This is a genomic window from Massilia sp. YIM B02443 (assembly GCF_030411955.1).
Taxonomy (GTDB): Bacteria; Pseudomonadota; Gammaproteobacteria; order Burkholderiales; family Burkholderiaceae_D; genus Telluria.
In genome coordinates this window covers 125,301-151,653 of the sequence record NZ_JASNRA010000004.1, presented here as the reverse complement: position 1 = coordinate 151,653, position 26,353 = coordinate 125,301, and the positions used below count along the sequence as shown (strand labels likewise).

20 protein-coding genes, 1 tRNA gene and 2 pseudogenes are annotated in these 26,353 nt (G+C 65.0%); 22 read left to right on the top strand and 1 reads right to left on the bottom strand.

Annotation, left to right across the window (positions count from 1 at the left end):
- The first annotated feature begins 127 nt into the window (after positions 1-127).
- From QPK27_RS06360 to QPK27_RS06270, 19 genes and pseudogenes are all read left to right on the top strand, one after another.
- On the top strand, positions 128-736 hold the full coding sequence (locus QPK27_RS06360; RefSeq protein WP_290417361.1) for a MotA/TolQ/ExbB proton channel family protein: 609 nt from the start codon (positions 128-130) through the stop codon (positions 734-736).
- Entirely contained in the window at positions 736-1,173 is a 438-nt protein-coding gene (locus QPK27_RS06355) for a biopolymer transporter ExbD (protein ID WP_290417466.1), read from the top strand. The genes QPK27_RS06360 and QPK27_RS06355 overlap by 1 nt, the downstream gene beginning before the upstream one ends.
- Positions 1,174-1,220: 47 nt before the next feature.
- Complete coding sequence (lpxK, locus tag QPK27_RS06350; RefSeq protein ID WP_290417360.1) at positions 1,221-2,249, top strand: tetraacyldisaccharide 4'-kinase; 1,029 nt, start codon at positions 1,221-1,223, stop codon at positions 2,247-2,249.
- Complete coding sequence (locus QPK27_RS06345; protein WP_290417359.1) at positions 2,230-2,400, top strand: Trm112 family protein; 171 nt, start codon at positions 2,230-2,232, stop codon at positions 2,398-2,400. The genes lpxK and QPK27_RS06345 overlap by 20 nt, the downstream gene beginning before the upstream one ends.
- Before the next feature lie 10 nt (positions 2,401-2,410).
- The gene (kdsB, locus tag QPK27_RS06340) at positions 2,411-3,163 is read left to right on the top strand and encodes a 3-deoxy-manno-octulosonate cytidylyltransferase (protein ID WP_290417358.1); all 753 of its coding nucleotides are present in this window, start codon (positions 2,411-2,413) and stop codon (positions 3,161-3,163) included.
- A 187-nt stretch (positions 3,164-3,350) separates the two neighbouring features.
- Positions 3,351-4,007 carry an adenylate kinase gene (gene adk, locus QPK27_RS06335; RefSeq protein WP_290417357.1) on the top strand — a complete coding sequence of 219 codons (657 nt, stop codon included), beginning with the start codon at positions 3,351-3,353 and terminating at the stop codon, positions 4,005-4,007.
- A 337-nt stretch (positions 4,008-4,344) separates the two neighbouring features.
- Positions 4,345-4,878 (top strand): hypothetical protein, encoded by a 534-nt coding sequence (locus tag QPK27_RS06330; RefSeq protein WP_290417356.1) that lies wholly within the window; start codon positions 4,345-4,347, stop codon positions 4,876-4,878.
- 136 nt (positions 4,879-5,014) lie between these two features.
- Positions 5,015-5,773: a 3-hydroxyacyl-CoA dehydrogenase gene (locus QPK27_RS06325; protein ID WP_290417355.1), complete on the top strand. Its 759-nt coding sequence runs from the start codon at positions 5,015-5,017 to the stop codon at positions 5,771-5,773.
- Between the two features lie 104 nt (positions 5,774-5,877).
- Complete coding sequence (gene ggt, locus QPK27_RS06320) at positions 5,878-7,713, top strand: gamma-glutamyltransferase (protein WP_374047021.1); 1,836 nt, start codon at positions 5,878-5,880, stop codon at positions 7,711-7,713.
- Positions 7,714-7,924: 211 nt separating this feature from the next.
- Complete coding sequence (locus QPK27_RS06315) at positions 7,925-8,056, top strand: hypothetical protein (RefSeq protein ID WP_290417354.1); 132 nt, start codon at positions 7,925-7,927, stop codon at positions 8,054-8,056.
- Positions 8,057-8,285: 229 nt separating this feature from the next.
- Positions 8,286-9,455: a patatin-like phospholipase family protein gene (locus QPK27_RS06310; protein WP_290417353.1), complete on the top strand. Its 1,170-nt coding sequence runs from the start codon at positions 8,286-8,288 to the stop codon at positions 9,453-9,455.
- A 2-nt stretch (positions 9,456-9,457) separates the two neighbouring features.
- The gene (locus QPK27_RS06305; RefSeq protein WP_290417352.1) at positions 9,458-13,786 is read left to right on the top strand and encodes a two-component regulator propeller domain-containing protein; all 4,329 of its coding nucleotides are present in this window, start codon (positions 9,458-9,460) and stop codon (positions 13,784-13,786) included.
- Between the two features lie 59 nt (positions 13,787-13,845).
- Complete coding sequence (locus tag QPK27_RS06300) at positions 13,846-14,553, top strand: response regulator (protein WP_290417351.1); 708 nt, start codon at positions 13,846-13,848, stop codon at positions 14,551-14,553.
- A gap of 99 nt (positions 14,554-14,652) precedes the next feature.
- Positions 14,653-14,823: pseudogene (locus QPK27_RS06295) on the top strand (2-aminobenzoate-CoA ligase); the annotation flags it as partial.
- A gap of 7 nt (positions 14,824-14,830) precedes the next feature.
- Positions 14,831-15,361 carry a MarR family winged helix-turn-helix transcriptional regulator gene (locus QPK27_RS06290; protein WP_290417350.1) on the top strand — a complete coding sequence of 177 codons (531 nt, stop codon included), beginning with the start codon at positions 14,831-14,833 and terminating at the stop codon, positions 15,359-15,361.
- A gap of 372 nt (positions 15,362-15,733) precedes the next feature.
- Entirely contained in the window at positions 15,734-18,481 is a 2,748-nt protein-coding gene (locus QPK27_RS06285) for a type VI secretion system Vgr family protein (RefSeq protein WP_290417349.1), read from the top strand.
- 19 nt (positions 18,482-18,500) lie between these two features.
- Positions 18,501-20,249, top strand: a complete 1,749-nt coding sequence (locus QPK27_RS06280) for a triacylglycerol lipase (RefSeq protein WP_290417348.1) — start codon at positions 18,501-18,503, stop codon at positions 20,247-20,249.
- Between the two features lie 10 nt (positions 20,250-20,259).
- Positions 20,260-21,753: a T6SS immunity protein Tli4 family protein gene (locus tag QPK27_RS06275; protein ID WP_290417347.1), complete on the top strand. Its 1,494-nt coding sequence runs from the start codon at positions 20,260-20,262 to the stop codon at positions 21,751-21,753.
- Between the two features lie 3 nt (positions 21,754-21,756).
- Positions 21,757-22,022, top strand: a pseudogene (locus QPK27_RS06270) (PAAR domain-containing protein).
- A gap of 86 nt (positions 22,023-22,108) precedes the next feature.
- Here the strand turns inward: QPK27_RS06270 and QPK27_RS06265 are convergent.
- Positions 22,109-22,183: transfer RNA gene (locus tag QPK27_RS06265), tRNA-Arg, on the bottom strand.
- 229 nt (positions 22,184-22,412) lie between these two features.
- On the opposite strand from QPK27_RS06265, the gene QPK27_RS06260 reads away from it, so the two are divergent.
- The 3 genes from QPK27_RS06260 to epsL are packed head-to-tail and all read left to right on the top strand — an operon-like array spanning position 22,413 to position 26,353.
- A complete protein-coding gene (locus QPK27_RS06260; RefSeq protein WP_290417346.1) occupies positions 22,413-24,332 on the top strand; it encodes an ATP-binding cassette domain-containing protein in 1,920 nt (639 codons plus the stop codon).
- Positions 24,333-24,371: 39 nt separating this feature from the next.
- Positions 24,372-25,112: a CAAX prenyl protease-related protein gene (locus QPK27_RS06255; RefSeq protein ID WP_290417345.1), complete on the top strand. Its 741-nt coding sequence runs from the start codon at positions 24,372-24,374 to the stop codon at positions 25,110-25,112.
- A 32-nt stretch (positions 25,113-25,144) separates the two neighbouring features.
- Positions 25,145-26,353: an XrtB/PEP-CTERM-associated polysaccharide biosynthesis outer membrane protein EpsL gene (gene epsL / locus QPK27_RS06250; RefSeq protein WP_290417344.1), complete on the top strand. Its 1,209-nt coding sequence runs from the start codon at positions 25,145-25,147 to the stop codon at positions 26,351-26,353.

Below are 26,353 nucleotides of genomic sequence, written 5' to 3'. Positions count from 1 at the left end.
GTGCTTGTCCGTCATCGAGGCCATTGCGCACAATTTTATCCACAGAAGTTGTGCAGAACTCTACTTGCTGCTTCGCTGCCAAATTGCTACATTGCCGAATTGATTTTTCTCATCTCAGGAGTATCTCTTGCTCGCTATTTTCCAAGCCGCAGGCTGGCCGATCTGGTTCCTGCTGGCCGCTTCGATCGTTGCCGTTGCCCTGATCGTCGAACGCCTGATCGCCCTGCGCCGCGAGAAGATCCTCCCCCGTAACCTGCTCGACGAAGTAATCCGTGTCTACCGCAGCGGCAAGGTGACGCCGGACGTGGTCGACAAGCTGGAACAGAATTCCCCGCTCGGCACCGTGCTGGCCGCCGCGCTGCGCAACGTCGACGCCCCGCGCGACGTCATGAAGGAGTCGATCGAAGAAGCCGGCCGCGGCGTCGCCCACGGCCTGGAGCGCTTCCTGACCACGCTCGGCACCATCGCTTCGCTGGCGCCGCTGATGGGCCTGTTCGGCACGGTGGTCGGCATGATCGAGATCTTCGGCGCTTCCAGCCCGACCGGCGGCAACAACCCGGCCCAGCTGGCGCACGGCATCTCGGTCGCGCTGTACAACACCGGCTTCGGCCTGGCGATCGCGATGCCGGCGCTGGTCTTCTATCGCCACTTCCGCAACCTGATCGACACGTATATCGTCGACATGGAACTGCAGGCGGTGAAATTCGTCGACGTCGTCCACGGTGCCCGCAAATGATGGACTTTCGCCGCGGCCGCAAGCGCGAGGATCCGGAGATCAACCTGATCCCGTTCATCGACGTGCTGCTGGTCGTCCTGATCTTCCTGATGGTCTCGACCACCTACAGCAAGTTCACCGAGCTGCAGATCACGCTGCCGACCGCCGAGGCCGACAAGCCGCAGGAAAAGCCGTTCGAGATCAACGTCACCATTGATGCCAAGGGTAACTACACAGTGAACAACACGCCGGTCGCCTTCAGCAGCGTCGCCGGCCTGGCGCAAGACCTGCGCAACGCCGCCCGCACCCAGGACGGCCAGGTGGTGGCCAGCCCGGTGGTGATCGTCAATGCCGACCAGTTCGCGATGCACCAGATGGTGATCAACGTGCTGGAAGCGGCGCGCGTGGCCGGCTACGACAAGCTGACCTTCGCCGCCCAGACCGGCGGCGCCAAGTAATACGGCGCGCGCCGCGCGCAAACGCGGCGGCGCTTCCGAATCCCCGTATGGCTTCCTCTCTCGAAACGACACTCACCCGCGCCTGGCTACGGCGCGGGCCGCTGGCCTGGGCGCTGCTGCCGCTGGCGCTGCTGTTCCGCCTGTTGTCCGGCCTGCGCCGGCTGCTGTTCCGCCTTGGTGTGAAACGCGCCGAGCGGCTGCCGGTGCCGGTGGTCGTGGTCGGCAATATCTTTATTGGCGGTACCGGCAAGACCCCGCTGACGATCTGGCTGGCCGATGCGCTGCGCGCGGCCGGTCTGCGTCCCGGCGTGATTTCGCGCGGCCATGGCGGAGAAAACAGTGCCCCGCGTGAAGTCACGCTGCAGTGCGATCCGCGCGAGGTCGGCGACGAGCCGCTCTTGATCGCGGCCCGTGCCGGTTGCCCGGTGGTGGTCGGCCGCCGCCGTGCGGAAGCGGGCAGGGCGTTGCTGGCGGCGCATCCCGAGGTCGACGTCCTGATCGCCGACGACGGCCTGCAGCATTACGCGCTGGCACGCGACGTCGAGATCGTGTTGTTCGACGGACGCGGCGTCGGCAATGGCTGGTTGTTGCCGGCCGGGCCTTTACGTGAGCCGCCGTCGCGCCGGCGCGATTTCACGGTGGTGAACGCGCCCGAGCTGACGCCGGCGCTGGCCGCCGCGGTCGGCGGCACTCCGTACCGCATGCAATTGTCGGGCGAGTTTGCCGAGCCCTTGCACGGCGGCGGCGCGCGCATGCTGCTAGCGACTTTGCGCGATAAACGCATCGTGGCGGCAGCCGGCATCGGCAACCCGGGCCGCTTCTTCGCGATGCTCAAAAACAGCGGATTGACGGTCGGCGAACTGCCTTTGCCCGACCACCACGACTTCCTCGACCGGCCGTTTGACGCCGTCGACGCCGACATCATCCTGATCACCGAGAAGGATGCAGTAAAATGTCGGCAAATTGATAACCTGAAGGACGATCCGCGCTTGTGGGTCGTGCCTGTGACGGCGCAGCTCGACGCGCGCCTCGCCGAACAAATCGTGGAGAAATGTCGTGGACGCTCGACTGCTTGATATCCTGGTCTGCCCGCTGTGCAAGGGACCGCTTGAATACGACAAAAAAGCGCAGGAACTGACCTGCCGTGGCGACCGCCTGGCCTATCCGATCCGCGACGGCATTCCGATCATGTGGGCCGACCAGGCCCGCAAGGTCGAGCCGGCTTGATGTCCGGACGATGAGCTTCACCGTCATCATCCCGGCGCGCCTGGCCTCGACCCGCCTGCCGAACAAGCCGCTGGCCGACCTCGGCGGCAAACCGATGGTGGTGCGCGTCGCCGAGCGCGCGCGCGCATCGGGCGCGGCGCGCATCATCGTCGCCACCGACCACGAGGACATTGCCGCCGCCTGCGCCGCGCACGGCGTGCACGCGGTCTTGACGCGCGCCGACCATCCTTCCGGCACCGACCGTATCGCCGAAGTGGCGCAAGTGCTGGGACTGGGCGAAGACGAGGTCGTGGTCAACCTGCAGGGCGACGAACCGCTGATCGACCCGGCGCTGCTGGCGGCCTGCGCCGCGCGCATCAGCGCGGAGGTGCCGATGGCCACCGCCGCCCATCCGATCCTGGACGCGGCCGAGGTGTTCAACCCGAACATCGTCAAGGTCGTGCTGGACAAGCACGGCCGCGCGCTGTATTTCTCGCGCGCCACCATCCCATGGCACCGCGATGCCTTCGCCCAGACCCGGGAATCGCTCCCGCTGGGCTATGCGCCGCTGCGCCACATCGGCCTGTACGCCTACCGTAACGCCTTCCTCCAGGCCTATCCCAAACTCGAACCGGCGCCGCTCGAAACGATCGAAGCGCTGGAACAACTCCGCGTGCTGTGGCACGGTGTGCCGATCGCGGTGCATGTCACACAGGACGCGCCACCGGGCGGCGTCGATACTCCGGAAGATCTTGCGAGGGTACGCCAGCATTTTGCGTCTTGATGCCGCAGGCATATAGCTGACGGGGCCGGCTGACCTGGATCAATAATCCCCGTCGGCGGGGCCCCGGAACTGGCTATTAAGCCAACTTCTGTGGTAACTTTCGTGTCAAGCAAGTCAGCGCAGCACCAAATCGACCGCCGCCACGACCACGTTCATTTTCATTATTTTCAAGAAACTCAGGAAACTCATGCGTCTCATTCTGTTAGGAGCACCCGGTGCCGGCAAGGGCACCCAGGCCAATTTCATCAAAGAGAAGTTCAACATCCCGCAAATCTCGACCGGCGACATGCTGCGCGCCGCGATCAAGGCGGGCACTGAGCTGGGCCTGGCGGCCAAGAAGGTGATGGATGCGGGCCAGCTGGTCTCGGACGACATCATCATCGGCCTGGTCAAGGAGCGCCTGAAAGAAGCGGACTGCGCCAATGGTTACCTGTTCGACGGCTTCCCGCGCACGGTCGCGCAAGCCGACGCCATGAAGGACAGCGGCGTCAATATCGACTACGTGCTGGAAATCGACGTCCCCGACGACCTGATCCTGGAACGCATGACCGGCCGCCGTTCGCACCCGGCCTCGGGCCGCGTGTACCACGTCAAGTTCAACCCGCCGAAGGTTGCCGATACCGACGACGTGACCGGCGAACCGCTGATCCAGCGCGACGACGACAAGGCCGAGACCGTGTCGAAGCGCCTGGAGGTGTACCACAACCAGACCGAAGTGCTGCTGGGCTACTACAACAAGTGGGCGCAATCGGGCCTGCCGGGCGCGCCGAAGTACCGCAAGATCACCGGCGTCGGCCCGGTCGAGCAGGTGCGCGATGCCGCGTTTGCGGCGTTGTCGGAGTAAGTCCGATACGCGAGAGACCCGATACCGGGTTCCTGGCTACTAGTTTCAGCACGTCATCCCCGCGCAGGCGGGATCCAAGTCCTCAGCAAACCACTGGCATCAAGCGAAGTGGCAGCGCGAGCAAACTTGGATCCCCGCCTGCGCGGGGATGACGTTTTTGGGGTTGGCGAAAGAAGGGCGGTATGGCACTTGGCCGACGACCCTCATCACCCGCCCGATCACGATTATGTGAGCAATTGTTTCGCGTGCGCCGTGCACGACTTATCAAGACGATAATAAGGTGTCAGTTGCCAACATCGGTTGCCAACATTGGTCACTCATATTTGCGAGGCTAGCCATGAACAAAACCAAAACGATCCTTGCCGTCCTTTTCGCTATCTCTGCGGCAAGTGCCGGCGCCCAGACCACCGGCGCCACCCCCGGCCAGCCGACCACCGGCGAAACCTACCGCCCGGTCCTGAACGCGACCACCACCTCGGCTCCGGCGCCAGCCATCGACATGCGTCCCATGACGCAGGAAGAAAAAACCACCGGCCGCCAGGAACCGTCGCGCCTGAAGGAAATCGACCCGGCCACCCACCCGGCGCCACAGAACGTGCGTCCGGTACTGACCCCGCAGCCGAACGCCCCGCGTACCGCCCAGCAGCAGATCGACAGCAGCGCCCGCATGCCGACGCCGAGCGCGCCGGTCATGCCGAGCGCGCCGAATCCGGCCCCGGCCGGCCCGACTTCGTCGCAAGTCAATTCCTGCGTCGGCGCCACCTGCACCGACGCCAGCGGCGCCACCATCAATTCGAGCGTCGGCAACTCCACCGTCAACAGTCAGGGCCGCCTGTGCAACCGTACCGGCAACACCATGCAGTGCTTTTGATCACAGGGTCCTGACGGCGCCCTGAGCTGCATGCTCAGCTGCTTGCTCAGCTGCTTTGTTTCTCACCCCGAAAGTTCGCTACAATATCAGTTGACGTTAACGTAAACGGCAACAAGAACTTCAGGAGGAGACAACCATGCAAATTCAGGATAATGTATTCATCGTCACCGGCGGCGCATCCGGCCTGGGCGCGGCCACCGCGCGCATGCTGGCAGAAGGCGGCGCCAGGGTCGTGATCGCCGACGTGCAGCTGGAAGCCGGCCAGGCGCTGGCCGCCGAGCTGAACGGCCAGTTCGTCCAATGCGACGTCACCCAGGAAGCCGACGGCCAGGCCGTGGTCGCCGCCGCGGTGAAGCTCGGCACCCTGCGCGGCCTGGTCAATTGCGCCGGCATCGCGCCGGCCGCCAAGACCGTCGGCAAGGAAGGCGCCCACCCGCTCGAGCTGTTCCAGCGCGCCGTCAACATCAACCTGGTCGGCACCTTCAATATGGCGCGCCTGGCGGCCGAGGCGATGGGGCAGACGCCCGAAGCCGAATACGGCGAGCGCGGCATCATCATCAACACCGCCTCGGTGGCGGCCTTCGACGGCCAGATGGGGCAGACCGCCTACGGCTCGTCGAAAGCGGCGGTGGCCGGCATGACGCTGCCGATGGCGCGCGACCTGGCACGCAACGGCATCCGCGTGATGACCATCGCGCCGGGCATTTTCGAGACGCCGATGCTGATGAACATGCCGCAGGAAGTGCGCGATTCGCTGGGCAAGATGGTGCCGTTCCCGCCGCGCCTCGGCCTGCCGAAGGAGTACGCGCACCTGGCCAAAGCCATCATCGAAAACGTGATGCTCAACGGCGAAACGATCCGCCTGGACGGCGCGATCCGCATGCAGCCGAAGTAAATTATTACGTCAAGGCAGAGTAGAAACGACAAGCCTGCTCTGAAAGCATCCGGCGAATGCGGTAGCATGCTGGGGTGTCGGGCGCGCGGCGCGCAGTCAAGTGCATGCCGCGCGCCCGTTTTGCTTTCTGGAGAATTGGCTTGAAGACATTGAACTCGCAACTGAACACGCAACTCGGCAAACTCGCCCTCGGCCTGCTGATCGGCAGCGCAAGCGCCTGGCCCGCCCTGGCCCAGGATTCGCAACAGGCCGCGCCGGAAGCAGCCAGCGGCTACACCCAGAAGGCCGGCTGGCCGGCCCAGAAGTACATGGTGGCCGCCGCCAATCCGCTGGCGGTGGACGCCGGCTACCAGATCCTGCGCCGCGGCGGCAGCGCCATCGACGCCGCCATCGCCACCCAGATGATGCTGACCCTGGTCGAGCCGCAATCCTCGGGCATCGGCGGCGGCGCCTTCATGGTGCACTACGACGGCAAGGAGACCCAGGCCTTCGACGGCCGCGAGACTGCGCCGGGCAAGGCCGACGAGCACCTGTTCGAGCGTCCCGACGGCACGCCGCTGTCGCGCACCGAAGGCATTGTCGGCGGCCGCTCGGTCGGCGCACCGGGCGTGCTGCGCATGCTCGAGCTGGCCCACCGCCAGCACGGCAAGCTGCCGTGGAAGGATTTGTTCCAGCCGGCGATCCGCATGGCCGAAACCGGCTTCGCGGTCAGCCCGCGCATGAACAAGATGCTGCAGGGTGACGCTTACCTGCGCAAGGATCCCGTCGCCCTGGGGCACTTCTATGACAAGAACGGCAAGGCCTGGCCGGTCGGCCACATCCTCAAGAATCCGGCGCTGGCCAAGACCCTGCGCGAGATCGCCGAGGGCGGGGCGGACGTGTTCTACAACGGCCACATTGCACGCGACATCGCGGCCAAGGTCGCCGGCCACCCGACCAATCCGGGCCTCTTGACGGCCAAGGATATTGCCGACTACCGTCCCAAGATCCGCACCCCGGTCTGCAGCGACTATCGCGCCTACACCGTGTGCGGCATGCCGCCGCCGTCCTCGGGCGGGATCGCCGTGGCGCAGATGCTGGGCATGTTCGAGACCTTCGACATGAAGGCGCTGGCGCCGAAGAACGGGGTGCCGGGCGCCGAAGCGGTGCACGTGTTCTCCGAAGTCGGCCGCCTGGCCTACGCCGACCGCAACCGCTACGCAGCCGACACCGACTTCGTGCCGCTGCCCGGCGCCGGCCTGCCGAGCCTGATCGACAAGGGCTATATGAAGCAGCGCGCCGGCCTGATCGGCGCCAGCTCGATGGGCGAAGCGCCGGCCGGCACCCCGCCCGGGATGAATGTTGCGTGGGGCACCGATAACGCGATCGAGACGCCGTCGACCTCGCACGTGTCGGTGGTCGACGCCGACGGCAGGGGCCTGGCGATGACCACCACCATCGAGGACGCCTTCGGCTCGCGCCAGATGGTCGACGGCTTCATGCTCAACAACCAGCTGACCGACTTCTCGTTCAGCGCGCGTGACAAGGACGGCCCGGTGGCGAATCGCGTCGAAGCCGGCAAGCGTCCGCGCAGCGCCATGTCGCCGACCGTCGTGTTCGACCGCAAGACCGGCAAGCTGGTGCTGGTGATCGGATCGCCCGGCGGCCCGGCGATCATCAACTACGTGGCCAAGGTGCTGGTCGGTACGCTCGACTGGGGCCTGAACGTGCAGGAAGCGATCGCGCTGCCCAACTTCGGTAGCCGCAACGGCCCGACCGAACTGGAAACCGGACGCTTCCCACAGCAGACCATCGACGTGCTGCGCGCGCGCGGCCACGCGATCCGCCTGGGCGAGCAGACCTCGGGCCTGCACGGCATCGAACGGATCCAGGTGCACGGCGTGCCGCTGTGGTTCGGCGGCGCCGATCCGCGCCGCGAAGGGGTGGCCAAGGGCGACTGAAGCGGACGCCGTCGCGCTAGGAGCGGGCGGCGAAGCAGCGCGACGGGTAGGGCGGCAGTTCGCGCAGTGGACTGCCGTACAGCTGCAGCATTCGATGCGCCATGCATATCCGTGTCTTCTGGCGTCGGGATCCGGTGCGATTGGCCCTTGCAACGTTTTTATAGTGACATATTTATGGGATGATCGGCTGGTTGAATATGAGGAGGGATCGATGTCCGCGATGCAGATTGTTGTCCTTGTTTTCTACGTGGTGATTGGCATTCCGAACAAGATCATCGACCGCAAGCATCGCAAGCGCGAGGGTATGACCGCGCAAACCCGGCTGTCTATTATTCGCGCCTGAGCAAAGAAGGCAACTGGGAAGGCAAATTCATGATCGGTTCCGGCTACATGGGTTTGTATTGCATCCTTGCCGTGTGCGGTATCGCGTTCTACGAGCTCTGCCAGTAATCTGAATGGGTTGAATCGAGCTGCTCCCTGGTTGGTTGCACATCCGCGACTAAACCGCCGTTAAATGACATTAAGTTCATTAAATTTTCCGCAAGACAAGCGAAATTTGCTACCCTTGGCGCGTGGAAAAACATCAGAAAACCGGACTGATCCTGACAGGAGGAGGGGCGCGCGCCGCCTACCAGGCCGGGGTGCTGCATGCCATCCTGCGTATCCTGCATGATGCCGGAATCAAGCCCGGCCGCACGCCGTTCGACATCATCTGCGGCACCTCGGCCGGCGCCCTGAACGCCACCGCGCTGGCCTGCCGCGCCGACAACTTCGCCAGCGCCGTGCGCGGCCTGCTGGCGGTGTGGGAAAACGTCGCCACCCAGGCGGTGTATCGCGCCGATTCGCTGGCCGTGCTGCGCTCGGGCGCGCGCTGGCTGTCGCTGCTGTCGTTCGGCGCCCTGCTGCGCAAGTGGCGCGCGGCGCCGCCCGATTCTCTGCTCGACAACACCCCGCTGGCGGGTCTGCTGCACCGCGTGCTCGACCTGCCGCGGCTGGACGCGGCGCTGGGCGACGGCGCGCTGCATGCGCTGGCGATCACGGCGTCCTCGTACACCAGCGGCCGGCACCTGACCTTTTACCAGAGCGCGGCGCGGGTCGAATCCTGGACCCGCCACGGGCGGCTGGCGCTGGCGAGCCAGATCGGGGTCGAGCACCTGCTGGCCTCGAGCGCGATCCCGTTCATTTTCCCGGCGGTGCCGCTGTACCTGGGCGGACGGCGCGAGTATTGCGGCGACGGCGCGATGCGCCAGCAGGCGCCGATCGCGCCGGCGATCCACCTCGGCGCCACCCGGGTGCTGGTGGTGGGCGCCGGGCGCATGAGCGAATCCGCGCCGGAAGGCGAGGGCCACGGCGGCTATCCCAGCATGGCCCAGATGGCGGGGCATGCAATGTCCTCGATTTTTCTGGACAGCCTGGCGGCCGACGTCGAACGCCTGCAGCGCATCAATCATACCGTGGCCCGGCTGGCGCCCGAAGCGCGCGCCGGCAGCGGGCTGCGCGAGGTAAAACTGCTGGTGATCGCGCCGTCGGAACGGCTCGACACGATCGCCGCGCGCCATACCGCCAGCCTGCCGGCCCCGGTGCGCGCGCTGCTGGGCGCCCTCGGCGCGCTCGAGTCGCGCGGCGCGGCGCTGGCCTCTTACCTGCTGTTCGAGGCCAGCTACACGCGCGAACTGATTCGCCTCGGCGAACGCGACACCCTGGCGCGGCGCGGCGACGTGCTGGCATTTTTCGCTGGATGACCATGCTTCGATTGTTTGTCTTTTTGCTGTTGCTGGCGCTCGTGCCTGCCTCCCGGGCGGCGCCGCCCGAACCCACGCTGCGTTTCGAGCACCTGTCGGTGCAGCAGGGGCTGGCCCAGGAATCGGTGCTGTCGATCGTGCAGGACCGCGACGGCTTCATGTGGTTCGGCACCCAGTCCGGCCTGTCGCGCTACGACGGCTACCGCTTCGTCGCCCACCGCAACGAGATCGGCAATCCGCGCAGCCTGGTCAACAACTGGGTGCGCGTGCTGCACCTGGATCGCCATGGGCGCATGTGGATCGGCACCGACGGCGGCCTGAATCGCTACGATCCGGCCACCCGCAGCTTTACCCTGTACCTGCCGAACGAGCCGGCGCGGCGCGGCAACGGCAACCGCCAGATCAAGACCCTGATCGGCGACGGCGCGGACGGCCTGTGGATCGGCACCGCCGACGGCCTGCAGCACTTCGACACGGAGACCGGCCGCTTCACGGTCTGGCACCACATGCCGGACAATCCGCGCACGCTGCGCGACGACGGCATCCAGGCGCTGGCGCGCGATGCGTCGGGGCGGCTGTGGATCGGCACCGCCGCGGGCCTCGACAGCCTGAGTCCCGACCGCAGCGAGGTCACTCATCACCCGTCCGGACTCGGTCCGCGCGAGACGCCGGTGCACGCGCTGCTGGTCGACGACGAGCAGCGCCTGTGGGTCGGGCGCTTCGGCGGGCTGGAACGGCGCCGCCTGGCCGGGGTGGATGGCGGCGCGGGCGCGGGCGCCGCCGAAGTGCGGCGCTTCGGCGCGCAGGACGGCCTGGGCCCGTACTGGATCACGGCGCTGTACCAGGATGGCGACAATGTCTGGATCGGCACCCACGACGATGGCCTGTTCCGCTGGCGCGCGCCTGCCGCGAACGACAAGAACGGAAAAGGCGGCGCCGAACGCTTCGACGGCTATCGCCACGCCGTGGCCGACCGCCACAGCCTGGCCGACAACTACATTTCGGCGCTGTACCGAGATCGGGTCGGCACCTTCTGGGCCGGCACCTGGTACGGCGGCGTGTCGCGCGTCGACCTGGGCAGCGGCGGCTTCGCGCGCATCGTCAGCCGCAACGGCGAAGGCGTGTCCGCCGTCGCCGGCAACAGCGTCACCGGCCTGCTCGACAACAAGGTGCGGGTGCTGATGGAAGACGGCGAGCGGCTGTGGGTCGGCACCGGCAGCGCGCTGCACCACATGGACCCGGCCAGCGGCCAGGCCACGGTGTACCGCCACGAGCCCGGCAACCCGAACAGCCTGATCGACGTGCCGGCGGCGGCGCTGGCGCGCGACCGCAGCGGCGTGCTGTGGATCGGCAGCCGCTCCGGCGTCACCGCCTTCGACCCCGCGACGAAACGCTTCCGGCGCCAGGTGTTGCCGGGCGACGCCGACGCCAACAACGTGCGCTCGATGATGCTCGATCGCGCCGGCTACGTCTGGATCACCACCCGCGGCGGCCTGCACCGGCTCGACCCGAACGGCGGCGGGGTGCTCAGCTACCGCCACGATCCGGCCAAGGTGGCCAGCCTGTCGGACGACATCGCGCGCCCGATGCTGGAAGACCGCCACGGCCGGTTCTGGGTCGGCACCTTCGGCGGCCTCGACCTGCTGGACCGCGCCAGCGGGCGCTTCCGCCACTTCCGCCACGACCCGTACGATCCCAACTCGCTCAGCCACGACGAGGTGCACCACCTGATGGAAGACAGCCGCGGCGACATCTGGGTCGGCACCGCGGTCGGCCTGAACCGGATGGTCACCGGCCGCGACGGCGCGGTCAGCTTCACCCGCTACACGACACACGACGGCCTGGTCGACGACGCGGTGGCGGCGCTGCTGGAAGACCTCGATGGCCGCATCTGGGTCAGCACCGCCAGCGGCATTTCGTGCTTCGACCCCAAGAGCGGGCGCTGGCGCAGCTACACGGCGGCCGACGGCATCGTCGAAGGCGCCTACTTCGATGCCGCCAGCCTGCGCACCCGCGATGGCACCCTGTACTTCGGCGGCTTCAACGGCATCACCGCGTTCGACCCGCGCGCGCTGCGCGACAACCGCATCGCGCCGCGGCCCGTGATCACCGGGCTGCAGGTGTTCAACCGGCCGCTCGACCAGGTGTTCCCGGGCCTGCTGCCGGGCCCCGTCGAGCATGCGAGCGCGGTCACGCTGCCGGCCGACGCCGCCGTGCTGACGCTCGAATTCGCGGCGCTGCACTTCGCCGCGCCCGAGCGCAACCGCTTCGCCTACCGCCTCGACGGCTTCGATCAGGGCTGGGTGAACGCCGGCGCCGACAAGCGCTTCGCCACTTATACCAACCTCGATCCGGGCACCTATGTGTTCCGGGTGCGCGCCGCCAACAAGGACGACGTCTGGAGCGAGGACGTGGCGGCGCTGGCGATCACCATCGAGCCGCCGCCGTGGGGCACGCCGTGGTTCCGGATCGGCATGACGGTGCTGGTGTGCGCGGTGGTCTACACCGCCTTGCGCATGCGACTGTCGAACCTGCGCAGCCGCCAGGAGCGCCTCGAACACCAGGTCAGCGCCCGCACCGAGCAGGTCGAGCAGCAGAACCGCGTGCTGGAAAGCCAGACCCGCGAACTGCGCGAGCAGGAGCGGCGCGTGCGCCACCAGAGCAACGAGCTGGCGCGCGCCTACCGCGCGCTGCAGGAGAACGAGGAATTCCTGCGCCAGGCCAAGGAGCGCGCCGAGGACGCCACGCGCCAGAAGTCGGAGTTCCTGGCCAATATGAGCCACGAGATGCGCACTCCGCTGGCCGGCGTGATCGGCATGCTCGGCTTCGCGCTGCGCGACCCGGCCCTGAAGGAAGTCACGCGTGACCAGATCGTGCGCGGCCAGGCCAACGCCCAGTCGCTGCTGGCGATCATCAACGACCTGCTCGATTTTTCCAAGATCGAGGCCGGCAAGCTGTCGGTGGAACGGATCGACTTCGACCTGCACGCCAAGATGCGCAACGTCGCCAGCCTGTTCCAGGAGCAGGCGGCCAGCCAGGACCTCGATTTCTCGGTGACGGTCGACGACGACGTGCCGCGCTACCTGGTGGGCGACCCGACCCGCCTGCGCCAGGTGCTGGTCAACCTGGTCGGGAATGCTTTTAAATTCACCAGAAGCGGCAGCATCAGCGTGCACGCCCAGTGCCGTCCCGACGAGCAGCCGGAAGCACCGGGGCGCCACATGATCCGCTTCACGGTGCGCGACACCGGCATCGGCATTCCGGCCGACGCCGTGCCGCGCCTGTTCCAGAAATTCGAGCAGGCCGACAGCACCACCACGCGCCGCTACGGCGGCACCGGCCTCGGGCTGGCGATCTGCCGCCAGCTGGTGGAGCTGATGAAAGGCACCATCGGCGTCAACAGCGTCGAAGGGCAGGGCAGCACCTTCAGCGTGCTGCTGCCGCTCGACGACGGCGTCGAGCCGGCCGATCCCGAACACGCGCCGCGCGCGCCGCACAGCCACCGCCTGAAGGTGCTGTGCGCCGAGGACTTCCCGACCAACCAGATCATCGCGCGCCTGATGGTGGAAGAGATGGGGCACGAGATCGAGATCGTCGACAACGGCGCCGCCGCGGTGGCGGCCTGCGCGCGCACGCGCTACGACCTGATCCTGATGGACGGGCGCATGCCCGAGATGGACGGCGCCAGCGCCACGCGCCTGATCCGCGCCGGCGGCCCGCCGGACGCGCCGGTGCTGGACCCGCACGTGATGATCGTGGCGCTGACCGCCAACGCCAGCAACGAAGACCGCACGCGCTACCTGGCCTGCGGCATGGATGCGTTCCTGACCAAGCCGATCGACGAGGCGGCGCTGCACCTGCAGCTGACGCGCGCGATCGAGCGCCAGCAGGGGCGCGGCGTGGTGCTGCCGCCGATGCCGGCGCAGGAGCCGCAGACCGCGGCGGCGCTGGCCACGGCGGCGCTGGATGCGATGTTCGGCGTGACGGTGGGGAGTGACGAGGCAAGCGACAGCGCCCCGGCGCGCGCGGGCATGACCGCAGCGCCGCCGAGCCGCGAGGCGGACCTGGCGGCGCGACTGCGCGCGGCCTTCGCCGCCGACCTGCCGCGCCGCCGCGCCGAGCTGGAAGCGGCGCTCGACGCCGGCGACGCCGACACCGTCGGCCTCATCCTGCACGGCCTGCGCGGCAGCGCCAGCCATCTGGACGGGGCGGCGCTGGAACAACTGTGCGCCGAACTGGAAGCCGCGGCGGCGACGGGCGACCTGGCGCGCGTGCGCGCCGGCCTGCCGCAGCTGCATGCGTTGCTGGACGCATTCGAGGTAGCGCAGTGATGAGGAGCAGGGACGAGGGTGCTTATAATGCGGATCCGTACATGGCTGGTGGAGGTGCGATGAAGGTACTGGTAGTCGACGACGACGTGGTGGCGCGCATGATGCTGATGCACCTGATCGACAGCTGCGGCAGGCACGAGATCATCGAGGCCGAGGATGGCGCCGAGGCCTGGCGCATGCTGGCCGAGTCCGTGCCGGGCCAGGCGCCGGACATCGTGTTCTGCGACCTGCGCATGCCGCAGCTGTCGGGACTGGAGCTGCTGCAGCGCCTGCGCGCGCATCCGCCGCTGGCGACGCTGCCCTTCGTGCTGGTGTCGGCCGCGGCCGACGGCGCCACCCGCGACGAGGCCGCGGCGGCGGGAGCAGACGGCTACATCGTCAAGCCGTTCCGGCAGGACGACGTGCGTGCCCAGTTCGAACGCATCTTTGCCGCGCCGCAACCGGAAGACGACGTGGACGACGTGGACGACCAAGCGCCGGCCGCCGTGGCGACCCGGCTCGGCATCGACGCCGCGCGCCTGCGCCTGTATTACGATGGCCTGGGGCGCCAGATGGAAGCGGCGGGGCTGGAACTGGCGGCGGCCGATGCCGACACCGTCACGGCGCGCCTGGCGCGTCTGCGCGAAGGCTGCGCCATGCTCGGCCTGGGCAGCGCGGTGGCGGCGCTGGAACAAGCTGGTGCGGCGCAGGCGGCGGACCGGGCCGGGGTGGCGGCGGCGCTCGCGCTGGCGATTCGCGCCGTGCAGCGCCAGGCCGTCCGCGTGTAGGTCCGGCCACGGCCTGACGGCGCCAAGGTTTGGCCGTGGATCAGCCCCGACCGCATCAACTGCGCCGTCGAGCTGCTCTTGGGCGCGATCGCGCAGCCGCTGCGCGAAGGGCACGCCGGTTCCGAGGCGCTGGTGCGCGAACTGCAGGAATTCGTCAAGCGCCAGATCGCCCCCTACAAGTACCTGCGCCTGGTTGTTTTTCGAAAACAACTGCCTCGCACCGAAACCGGTAAACTACAACGGTTTATATTACGCGCGGAAGCGGTTTGAGGGAAGCATGCAGGATTTCGATGAGGGTGCACAGCGCGCCGAGGGGGCGCCCGGCGCGGGCAACAAGGCGGAACTGGACCTGGAAAGCCGCCTGACCAGCGAGCACCACCAGTCCCTGCGGCTGTGGCTGCGCATGCTGTCGTGCACGACGCGGATCGAGAACGAAGTGCGCAGTCGCCTGCGCACCACGTTCGGCATCACGCTGCCGCGCTTCGACCTGATGGCGCAGCTGGAACGCTTCCCGGACGGCTTGCGCATGGGGGAATTGTCCAAGCGCATGATGGTTACCGGCGGCAATGTCACCGGTATTACCGACCAGCTCGAACGCGAGGCGCTGGTGATGCGGGTGCAGGATGCGAAAGACCGGCGCGCTTCGGCCGTCAAGCTGACCCCGGCGGGCAAGGCGGCGTTCGCCGAGATGGCGGCCACCCACGAGCGCTGGATCGAGGAAATGCTGGCCGATGTGCCAAGCGAGGACAAGGCGATCATGATCGAGCTGCTTTCGACTATGAAACACAAGCTACGGGCCAGCATTTAAAGTCTATCCAGGTAGGTGGCAGCCGCTACTGGCGCGCCTGGCCACCGTGTACCGCCTTACTCGTCGTAGCATAACTAGCCATGCGGCCTCCTCACGCTTTCCCCGAGGCTGCCATGCATCGCCATTAGCCATGTCAGGGCTGGGCATCCTCAGCCAGAAGCCAACCCACAGTACCAACGATTTCCGTACACGGCCGAGCTGTTCTCATAACGGTTGCCTCTTCGTTGGACTATCGGCATCTCCAGGTCGTCAGTAAGTTCGAGCAAGAGCCTGTTCAGAATCAAAGATATCGTTGTTTCAGGTAAGTACCATTGATTTTTGGAATTTTCCAAAAATAGATATCTCATCTGAATACTTGCTCAGGAAGTTCTCATGAATCTCAAGGATCTGATTCACGCGGTGTCTGATCTGACCGAGTCTCATCGCCCCATCCGTGTGCGGCTATTCCAGGAGGAGCGTGTGCTCGATGATGTCCTCCTGGTCAAGCGTGTTACTGGCACCGAAGCACTCTGCGGTGGGCTGGAATACCGGCTTCTATGCGTATCGACGCGTGCAGACCTTCTGTTGAAGGAGTTCATTGCCTTACCCGTTGAGCTGCAGTTCGTCACGGATTGCGGCGCCATCCATGTCGTCTGCGGCATCGTGGCGCAAGCTGCCTCCGGGCAGAGCGATGGTGGCCTGGCGACCTACGAACTGGTGCTGCGGGATGCTTTGGCATTGATGGAGTACCGAATCAGTACTCGTGTGTTCCGCAACATGAACGAACTGGACATTACTCAGACCATCGTGGATGAGTGGCGCCGGAATAATCCAGTTCTCGCCAGGATCTTCAATCTGGATTGGTCGCATATCACCGGCACATATCCTGCGCGGGAATTAACGGTGCAGCAGAACGAGTCCGACGCCGACTTCCTGCGCCGGTTGTGGAAGCGGCGTGGCATCGCCTGGGGCATGCAGTCCGGGCCTGCCGCGTCACAACATCAGAACACGCCAACCCACACCCTTGTGTTGTTCGATGACGCATCGACGTTGCCACAAAACGTCGCTGGAACGGTCCGCTATCACCGCGACGACAGCACCGAGCAAAGCGACACCATTACGATGTGGAGTGCTGTACGCAAACTCAAGCCAGGCAATCTGACCCGCCAAAGCTGGGATTACATGCGCGGTCGTCCGATGACCGCAACCGCACCGTCCTTCACTGACCAGGGAGCAACGGGGAACCGATTCGCAGCCAGTCTCGACGACTATCTGATCGACGCGCCGCATGCCGGCGATGACGACGCCGACTATCGAAAACTCGGCGATTTGCGTATGAAGCGCCATGAGTATGAAGCCAAGTGCTTTTACGGCGAAGGCAGTGTGCGATCGATGTGTGTCGGACAGTGGATTGCCCTGACCGGTCACCCTGACATCGACACCCATCCGCAGGACGAGCGCGAATTCGTTATCACTCGCTTGGAAATTGATGCAGAAAACAACCTGCCGAAGTCGCTCGACGATCGAATAGAACGTCTGTTTGCGCTCAGCCGTTGGGATGAGCGGCCCCTCAGCAATCTTCTACAGCAAGCCAGCAAAGAACGCAGCATGCGTTACACCAACCGTTTTTCGTGTGTGCGTCGTGGCATTCCGATCGTGCCCGCTTTCGATCCCCGAAACGACTTGCCGCGTCCGCAGTTGCAGAGTGCAATAGTGGTTGGTCCCGCTGGCGAAGAAATACATTGCGATCAATATGGCCGAGTCAAAGTGCGCTTCCTTGGTACCAGGGCTGAAGACCACGAGCATGCGCACGGCGCCGGTGCCAGCGACAGCGATCGCGACTCTGCGTGGATCCGCGTCGCCAGCACCTGGGCCGGCAGCCAATGGGGAACGCTGACACTGCCCCGTGTAGGTGAGGAGGTCGTCATTGACTTTTTAGGGGGCGACCCCGACAAGCCTGTCATCGTGGCAAGGGTCCATGGGGGCGCAGCCTTGCCGCCTTCCTTCAGCCATACTGGCGCGCTGCCCGGAAACAAATACCTGGCCGGCATCAAGAGCAAGGAAGTTCAGGGAGGCCGCTACAACCAGCTGCGGCTGGACGACACGCCGGGCCAGATCAATGCCCAGTTGTCTTCGCAGCATGGCCATAGCGAACTGAACCTGGGCTGGCTCACCCATCCGCGCAACGACGGCAAAGGCGAAGCGCGTGGCGAAGGTGCGGAGCTGCGCAGTGACCATGCCGTTGCGGTCCGGGGTGGGCGAGGAGTACTCGTGAGTGCTGCTGGACGCCGGAATGCAGGCGGCAAGCAGCTGGATCGCGACGAGCTGGTCGGTTTGACCGAAGCGTTGCAGGGTGTGCAGCAGGAGTTGTCGAAATTGTCCGCGACTCATCGTGCCGAGGTTTCCGATGACCAGCAGCTTGCGCAGCTGATCACCTATTTGAGGGATTGGGAGGCCGGCAGCAATACTGAAAAGGATGGGGCCGACGGGGGCGGCCAGCCGGTGGTGGCGCTGTCGGCCCCGGCCGGTGTTGCCGTGACCAGCCAGGACAACATCGCGATCGGCGCGCAGACGCATGTCGATGTGGTCAGCATCGGCAACACCCAGCTATCGGTCGGAAGGAAGCTGCTGGCGCGCGTGTCGGAAAGTATCAGCCTGTTTGCCCACCGTTCCGGCATGAAGCTCATCGCCGCCAGCGGCAAGCTGGAACTGCAGGCGCATGGCGACGACATCGAGCTCACGGCCGCCAAGCGCATCGTCCTGATAGCCGCCGACGAAATCGTGCTGCAGGCGCCCAGGCTGCGCCTCGTGGCCCAAGGCGCGCAGGTGGACATCGGCGGCGGCGCCATTACCCAGCAGAGTAGCGGCGAGCACACCATCAAATCGTCGAAGTTCGCCCACGTCAAGCCAGGTGGCGGCAATTTGGCTGCCATGACGCTGCCCAAGAGCGAGTCCGCGCACGATCTGCAAGTCGTCCTGCGCTGGATCGGTACCGACGAGCCAATGACCGACCAGCGTTATCGCATCACTACGGAAGACGGCCGCACCTTCGAGGGACGGACCGATGACGCCGGCTTGACCGAACGGGTTGCCAGCACCATTCCTTTCGGGCGCTACAGCATCGAAGCGTTAGACGCCTGACCACAGGAGACCGAAACCGATGGCTACCGCAGAACATCCCTTGCCTGCACGGCAGAATCCAAGAGGTGCAGGCAAGGCCGAAGGCTTTGCCACACCGAAGCAGGACACGCGTCCGCAGTGCGCCAGAATTCTGCCTAAACGGGTTTTGCCGATTATTTTCCTGCCCGGCATCATGGGCTCGAATCTGCGCATGAGCGCGCAGCGGCAGCAGGAACTGGGCTTGAAGGACAACATCGCATGGCGGCCCGACATCCTGGGTACCAAAAATATCAAAAAACACTCTCAGCTTTCACCGGGTGAGCGCCAGCTGCGATTGGACCCTTTGCAGACCACGGTCGACATCTACGATCCCGCCCGCCCTTCGGACGTCAGCGGCGACGAGCGGCATGCGAACGTCGAACTCGATGATAGTTTCAACTCGCCGTTGCTGATGGATGATCCACCCACGGCCAAGAACGGGCGTACCGCCGTCCAGAAGGCGCGCGAGCGGGGCTGGGGTGAAGTCTTCTTCAAGAGCTATGGCGAGTTGCTGCAGCACCTCGAGGCACGCCTGAACAACACTTTTTCAGGCGGTAGGGTCCGGCAGGAGTGGCGCGACGTCGTCGGCGTCGATCCACGGGCATGGAACCCCGATCCCAAGTTGCCTCAGCAGACGCTGACCGAGGACGAGCTCAAGAAGGTGGCCACCGGCTGCTGGTTTGCCGTGTACGCGTTTGGCTACAACTGGCTGCAATCGAATGGCGATAGTGCAAAAATCATCGCGCAGCGCATCAACAAGGTGATCGACGACCTGAACGGCTCCGGATACCAGTGCAAGCAGGTGATTGTCGTCACGCACTCGATGGGTGGGCTGGTGGGGCGCGCACTGGTGCATCCGGCCTACGGCAATTTGCAAGACAAGGTGCTCGGCATTGTGCATGGTGTTATGCCGGCGATCGGCGCGCCTGCCGCCTATAAGCGCATGCGGGCGGGATTCGAGGATCCGGGCATGTTGAGTGGGCCGCAGGAAAGCCTTGCTGCCAAGGTGGCCGGCAATTATGGGGATGAAGTCACGGCGGTGCTTGCGAACGCTCCAGGTGCATTACAGCTGCTGCCGACCGAATCATATGGCAACGGCTGGTTGCGGGTGCGGCACAAAGGGCGTGATCTGGAAGCCTGGCCGAAACAGGGCGATCCCTACCGTGAGATCTACAAGCTGCGTGGCAAATGGTATGCGTTGTTCCGGGAGGACTGGATCAATCCATCCCGTCGTCCTCCAGACAAAGGTGGCGGAACGTTCGAACGGACGTGCAGCTATCTGGACCGCGTTCAACATTTCCATCGAGAAATTTCGGGAACGTATCATCCCAACAGCTATGCGCATTATGGCGCCGACCGTGCGCGCCAGAGCTTTGGGGAAGTAGTGTGGGACATCAGGAGTTGTACTGACCCGAGCGGGTGGCAGAATTGGCCAGTCGTCCGCGACAGCAGGCAGGGCAAGCTGGAATTTGCTGCCCGGGATGCGAACGGGGTGAACAATATTGGATCGCTACCCTACAACGACAGTGCGCCGGAGCCAATGCATGCAACGATACTCCCGCCTTCGGCGCCGGGTGACCAGACCGTCCCTGCCAGGTCTGCCGATCATCAACTGCACAGCGGCACGTTCAAGGGCGTGTTCCGCCAAGCGGGTTATGAGCACCAGTCCAGTTACAAAGACCCGCGCGCCATCGCCTCGACCTTGTACAGCATCGTGCGCATCGCCCAGAATGCAAATTGGACATGTTGAAAGTGAGACCATGTACCCGACCGCCATCCAACGCTTGCTCCTTGCTCCTATTGCTGCCGCAGCCTTGCTGCTCGCAGCCTGCGACCACCAACCGAAAGAATGGAAGAAGCCGAATATGACGACACTCACTCCCCGCCTGCAGCCCCTTTTCGAGAAAACGAAAACCGTCTGCTTCGGGCGGTTCATGGTCGATGTGCCTGTATCGGCTGCTGTCGCCTGGGGAGAAACGACTGTCTCGTTGGGCGTCAGCATCTACCCGGACGGCGTGGATAAGGTGAAGGCTGAGGCACAGCAATTCATCGACGAGCTAAAAAGCGAAAAAGCCATTTACCTCAACAACATACCTTTGTTGATTTCTGTTGAGGACATACGCCATCCAGAAGGAAAGATCGTGACTGGCTACGAGGGGTTTGAAGCGATTGGCGAGCTAAAAATCAACGGGTACTTCAGCTTGAATAATGACGGTGTTGTCATTGATGCGCGTCCCCTAAAGCAATATCGAGAGAGAGCCACAGCAACAATAAAGAGCATTGCTCGACGCCTGCGCCAACGTGCAGACGACGAAGCCCCGGCCGAACCCGGCAACTGTCTCAAACGGGCCTTCCTGCCGGACTCGCCGGATGACGAGGAAGGCCATCCGGGGGAATTCGTCAACATCGGTTTCCGCCTAATGGAATTTCCGGATGTACATTTCTCAATCCAAGTCCGTCCCACCAATCCCCACGATCCGGAACGCGAATCCCTCAAGGCACAGTGGCAACGCATGAAGGACGACAAGGGCCCACCTGAAGTGGAAGAAGCATTCGCCAAAGTCAAATACTTCCGCGAAAGCCCACGTCAGCTCCACGAATGGACAACCGGCTACGAGGTGCTGACCTGGGCACCCGACGAGGGTCGCGTGCACGCTTATCATGATTTCGAACTCAGGTTCACTGGCGTGGCTGGCGATGCTCTCAAGCCCTATGCGAGTATCCAGCTCCAGACTGGCGTCGGCAACAACGCAGCCGGCGCCGTCAAAGCCAGCTTGACTGATGCGGAAACCATTGCCCTCTGGGACAAAATGACCAGCACTGTCCGCGTACGCCCAACCAGCGCCGCGTCGATCAAGAGCGCAGGGAGCAGTCTGCATCCGCATGTTCCGATCGGCGAACTTGCAGCCACGGGCCGCATCTGTCCGCAGACCGGCTGGTGGGAGTCCGATCAACCGGGAGAAAAACAGGACAACCGCCGGCGGCACATCCAGACCGGCGAACGCATGCCACACGTGGTCTCGCTGGACGAACCGTCTCTATGGCAAAAGTTCAAGGGTGAACGGCCATCGTATCGTAAGGCGGCTATATGGAAATTGGTCAGTTACGGAGAAGCGACTGCCGGCGCTGGGGTGGCAGCTCAGGCAGCGTCAGTCGCCCAGGTTTCTCTCGATGATGTTTCATCAAAAGACGCCAGGGCCGGCACTCCCGAAACCGGAACAAGTGAAGGAACTTCGCCTCAAAAGAAGGGCTGAGCAATGTGCAACGTCATTCGTCTAGGTGACGCCACGTCACACGGTGGCAAGGTCGAGAGCGTAAGCGCCACACATTTCACGGTTGACGGCATCCTGTCGCCTGCGTTGGCGATAAATGCAGTTGCCCCATCAAGGGGCACGACATTTGTACGATTGCCGAAGGCGATCCAGCCCACCTCATCGACGGGATCGCCGTGGCCTATGATGGGCACAAGACCACTTGTGGCGCCACATTGCATGCGTCGATAGGCAACTTCAGCGGATCATAATCAGCCGCCTGAACGTTCAGGCACAGGCAAAACATGCTGGTTTGGGCAGAATTGCAGATGTCGTAACGCATCTTGATATCAAGCAGTGGTCCCCCCGACTGGAATCGAACCAGTATCCCACGCTTAGGAGGCATGTGCACTATCCATTGTGCTACGGGGAGGACGCGCGCTCCGCCAGGCGGCGGGGCGAAGCAGGACGGGCCTGCGGTCCGGCAGGCGGCCCCTGCACAGCAGGCCGGCATCCTGGACCGGATGCAATTATAGCCGAGGATAGCGAGAGAATTGTAGGTTCTGGCCTGTCAGTCGGTACAATGTGCGCCTTACTCAATCAACGCACCCCATTCCGGCGTCTCGCGCACGCGCGAACGGGCGCCGAAACGCACATCGATCATGGCTGTCATTTCCCTTACCTCCGCTCAGTTGGCCTTCGGCCACGTGCCGTTGCTCGACCACGCTGACTTTTCCCTCGAGACCGGCGAACGCGTCGGCCTCATCGGCCGCAACGGCACCGGCAAGTCCTCGCTGCTGAAGATCATTTCCGGCCGCTCGAAACTCGACGATGGCTTGCTGGTCATGCAGCAGGGCATTCATATCGCCTACGTCGAGCAGGAGCCGGTGTTCGACCCCGAGATGACCGTGTTCGACGCGGTGGCGCTCGGCATGGGCGAGCAGCAGGCGATGCTGACCGAGTACGAAGAGCTGACCGGCAAGTTCGGCCAGGGCGACGACGACGCGCTGATGGAGCGCATGCACGTGCTGCAGACCAAACTCGACGCGATCGACGGCTGGAACCTGGCGCACAAGGTCGACACCACGCTCGACCGCCTGGGCCTGGCGCGCGACGCCATCATGGGCAAGCTCTCGGGCGGGATGCAAAAGCGCGTGGCGCTGGCCGTGGCGCTGGTCTCCAGCCCCGACGTGCTGCTGCTGGACGAACCGACCAACCACCTCGATTTCACTTCGATCAAGTGGCTGGAAGGATTGCTGCGCGAATTCCGCGGCTCGGTCCTGTTCATCACCCACGACCGCAGCTTCCTGGACAATGTCGCCACCCGCATCATCGAACTCGACCGCGGCCGCCTGCTGTCGTTCCCGGGCAATTTCACCACCTACCAGGAACGCAAGCGCGAGCTGCTCGCCAACGAAGAAGTCGAGAATGCCAAGTTCGACAAGTTCCTGGCGCAGGAAGAAGTCTGGATCCGCAAGGGCGTGCAGGCGCGCCGCACCCGCGACGAAGGCCGCGTGCGCCGTCTGGAAGCGCTGCGCCTGACGCGCGCCGCGCGGCGCGATACGCAGGGCCAGATCAAGCTCGACGTCGCCACCGGCGAGCGTTCCGGCAAGATTGTCGCCGACCTGGAAAACGTCAACAAGCGCTACGGCGACAAGGTGATCGTCGACGGTTTCAGCGGCACCATCCTGCGCGGCGACAAGGTCGGCCTGATCGGGCCGAACGGCGCCGGCAAGACCACGCTGCTCAAGATCATCCTGGGCGAAGAAACCGCCGACAGCGGCGCGGTGCGCCTCGGCACCAAGCTCAACGTGGCCTACTTCGACCAGATGCGTACCCAGCTCAACGAAGACGCGAGCCTGGCCGACACCATCGCCCCCGGTAGTGACTGGGTCGAGATCAATGGCCAGCGCAAGCATGTGATGACCTATCTGAACGACTTCCTGTTCTCGCCGGAACGGGCGCGTTCGCCGGTCAAGTCGCTCTCGGGTGGCGAGCGCAACCGCCTGCTGCTGGCGCGCCTGTTCGCCAAGCCGGCCAACTGCCTGGTGCTGGACGAACCGACCAACGACCTCGACATCGACACGCTGGAACTGCTGGAAGAACTGCTGGAGGAATACACCGGCACCGTGTTCCTGGTCAGCCACGACCGTACCTTCCTGGACAATGTGGTCACGCAAGTGATCGTCGCCGAAGGCGGCGGACGCTGGCGCGAATACGTGGGCGGCTACAGCGACTGGGAACGCGTGCGGGCCACGGCGCCGGCGGCCAGCCAGCCGGCGGCGGCCAAGCCGGCAGCCGTCAAGGCCGAGGCCGCGCCTGCTGCCGCAGCCGCCCCTCAGGCCAAGAAGGTCAAGCTGAGCTACAAGGAACAGCGCGAGCTGGAGGAACTTCCGGCCTTGATCGCCAGTCTTGAAGATGAGCAGTCGGCCATCACGATCCAGCTGAACGCACCGGACTTCTACAAGACGAACCCGGCCGACGCGCGCCGCATCAACGAGCGCTATGCCGAGATCGACGAACTGCTGCTCGACGCCCTCGAGCGCTGGGAGCGCATCGAAGCGCGCGCGCGGGGAGAATAAACCTATTTATCAGGGAGCGGGCCAGGCGCCTGTCGATCAATGACCGAGCGGCACGATCAGCGTAGTGCACCTGCCGCTTCTCCCAGCGCTTCCACGGCCCGGTTACCGCATCGGGCCGTCCTTATCCGCGCCGCTTCGGCGCGCATCCTGCCGTTCGGCGTCTTCATCGCCTTCCTCGTGCTCGGCGACCTGCTGGCCTGGCTCGGCGTCGCACGCACGACGCTGCTGTGGCTATATCCGCTGCAGACCGGCGCCGTGCTGGCGCTGCTGCTGGTGCTGTGGCGCCGGTACGACGAGCTGCATCGCTTCTCACTCTCCATCCCGCAAGTGCTGCTGGCCGCCGGCGTCGGCGCCGCCGTCACCGTGCTGTGGGTGCTGCTCGACGCCTCCTGGATGATTGCCGGCAGCGGTCCCGGCTACGATCCGCGGGTCGACGGCCGCGTCGATCCGCTGCTGGCCGCGCTGCGCCTCGGCGGCGCGGCGCTGGTCGTGCCCATCATGGAAGAACTGTTCTGGCGCTCTTTTCTCATGCGGTGGATCGAGCGCACCGACTTCCGGCGCGTCGATCCGGCCCGCATCGGCGTGAAAGCCTTCGTCATCCCGACCTTGCTGTTCGGGGTCGAACATCATTTGTGGCTGGCCGGCGTGATCGCCGGCGCCGCGTATGGGCTGCTGTACCTGCGGCACCGCAACCTGTGGTCTCCCGTGCTGGGTCACGCTGTGACCAATGGCCTGCTGGGGATCTGGGTGCTCGCGACTGGCGACTGGGCGTTCTGGTGATCTATGGCGACAACTAAAGAGAGACCGAGAACATGCCTGCAATCGCGACGTATGACCGACTTCGTTTATGGGCCACGCTGGCCGCCTTGACCGCGCTCCCTTCGATGGCCGCCGAGCCCGAGGAAGGCTTGCGCCTGTACGGCGGCATCGGCTGGGCCTACGACGACAACCTGCTGCGCATCGCCGACGACGAGCAGCCGTTCGGCGGCCGGCGCAGCGACAGCTACCGCACCGGCGAGGCCGGCGTGGTCTATAACAAACGCATCAGCCGCCAGCGCGTGGCCGCCAGCGCCAAGGTGTCGAAGGTCAAGTTCGATCACTTCGACCAGCTCGACTACGACGGCCGCGATGTCCAGGCCAACTGGAACTGGGCCATCGGCAACAAGCTGGAGGGACGGGCCGAAGCGCTCTATGTGCAGACGCTGGCGCCGTACACCGATTTCCGCAGCGACCAGCGCAATCTGCGCCGCCAGCGGCGTCAGCTGTTCGACGCCGGCTACCGGATGCATCCGAGCTGGAAGCTGCGTGCCGGCGCCATGCGCGACAAGACCACCTACGAATTGTTCGAGCAGCGCTACAACGACCGCACCGAAAAGACGGTCGAGGCCGAACTGCTGTACCAGCCGAAAAGCGGCAGCTCGGCCGGCCTGGTGGCGCGCCGCGTGAAGGGCGACTACCCGTACCGGCGGCCGTTCAATCCCCTGGCCCTGAACGACGACTTCACCCAGGACGAACTCAAGGCGCGGGTGCACTGGCTGGCCAGCGGCGTCACCACGCTGCAGGCGCTGGCCGGCCATGTGCGGCGCCGGCAGCCCTCGTACGGCGAAGGCAGCACCAGCGGCTTCAACGGCCGCGTCAACGCCAGCTACACGCCGGTCGGCAAGCTCAACTACAACGCCGCCCTGTGGCGAGAATTCGCGCCGATCGAAAGCCCGAGCGTGAGCTATACCCTGAACAAGGGCGCCAGCATCGGCGCCACCTGGGACGCCAGCGCCAAGGTCAAGGTCGAGGCCACGGCGCTGTACGAACGGCGTGCCTACAGCGCGCGTTTCGCGTTCCCGGGTTCGGAAGACCTGGACGACGCCATCCGCAGCGCCAGGCTGCACGCCACCTGGCAGGCGCGCCCGAAAGTCCAGGTGGTCGCCGGCTATGTCTACCAGGCGCGCAGCGGCTCGCCAGTGCTGGGCACCGGCCGCTTCGAATCGAATATGGTGCAGGTGAGCGCCAATGTGCTGTTCTGA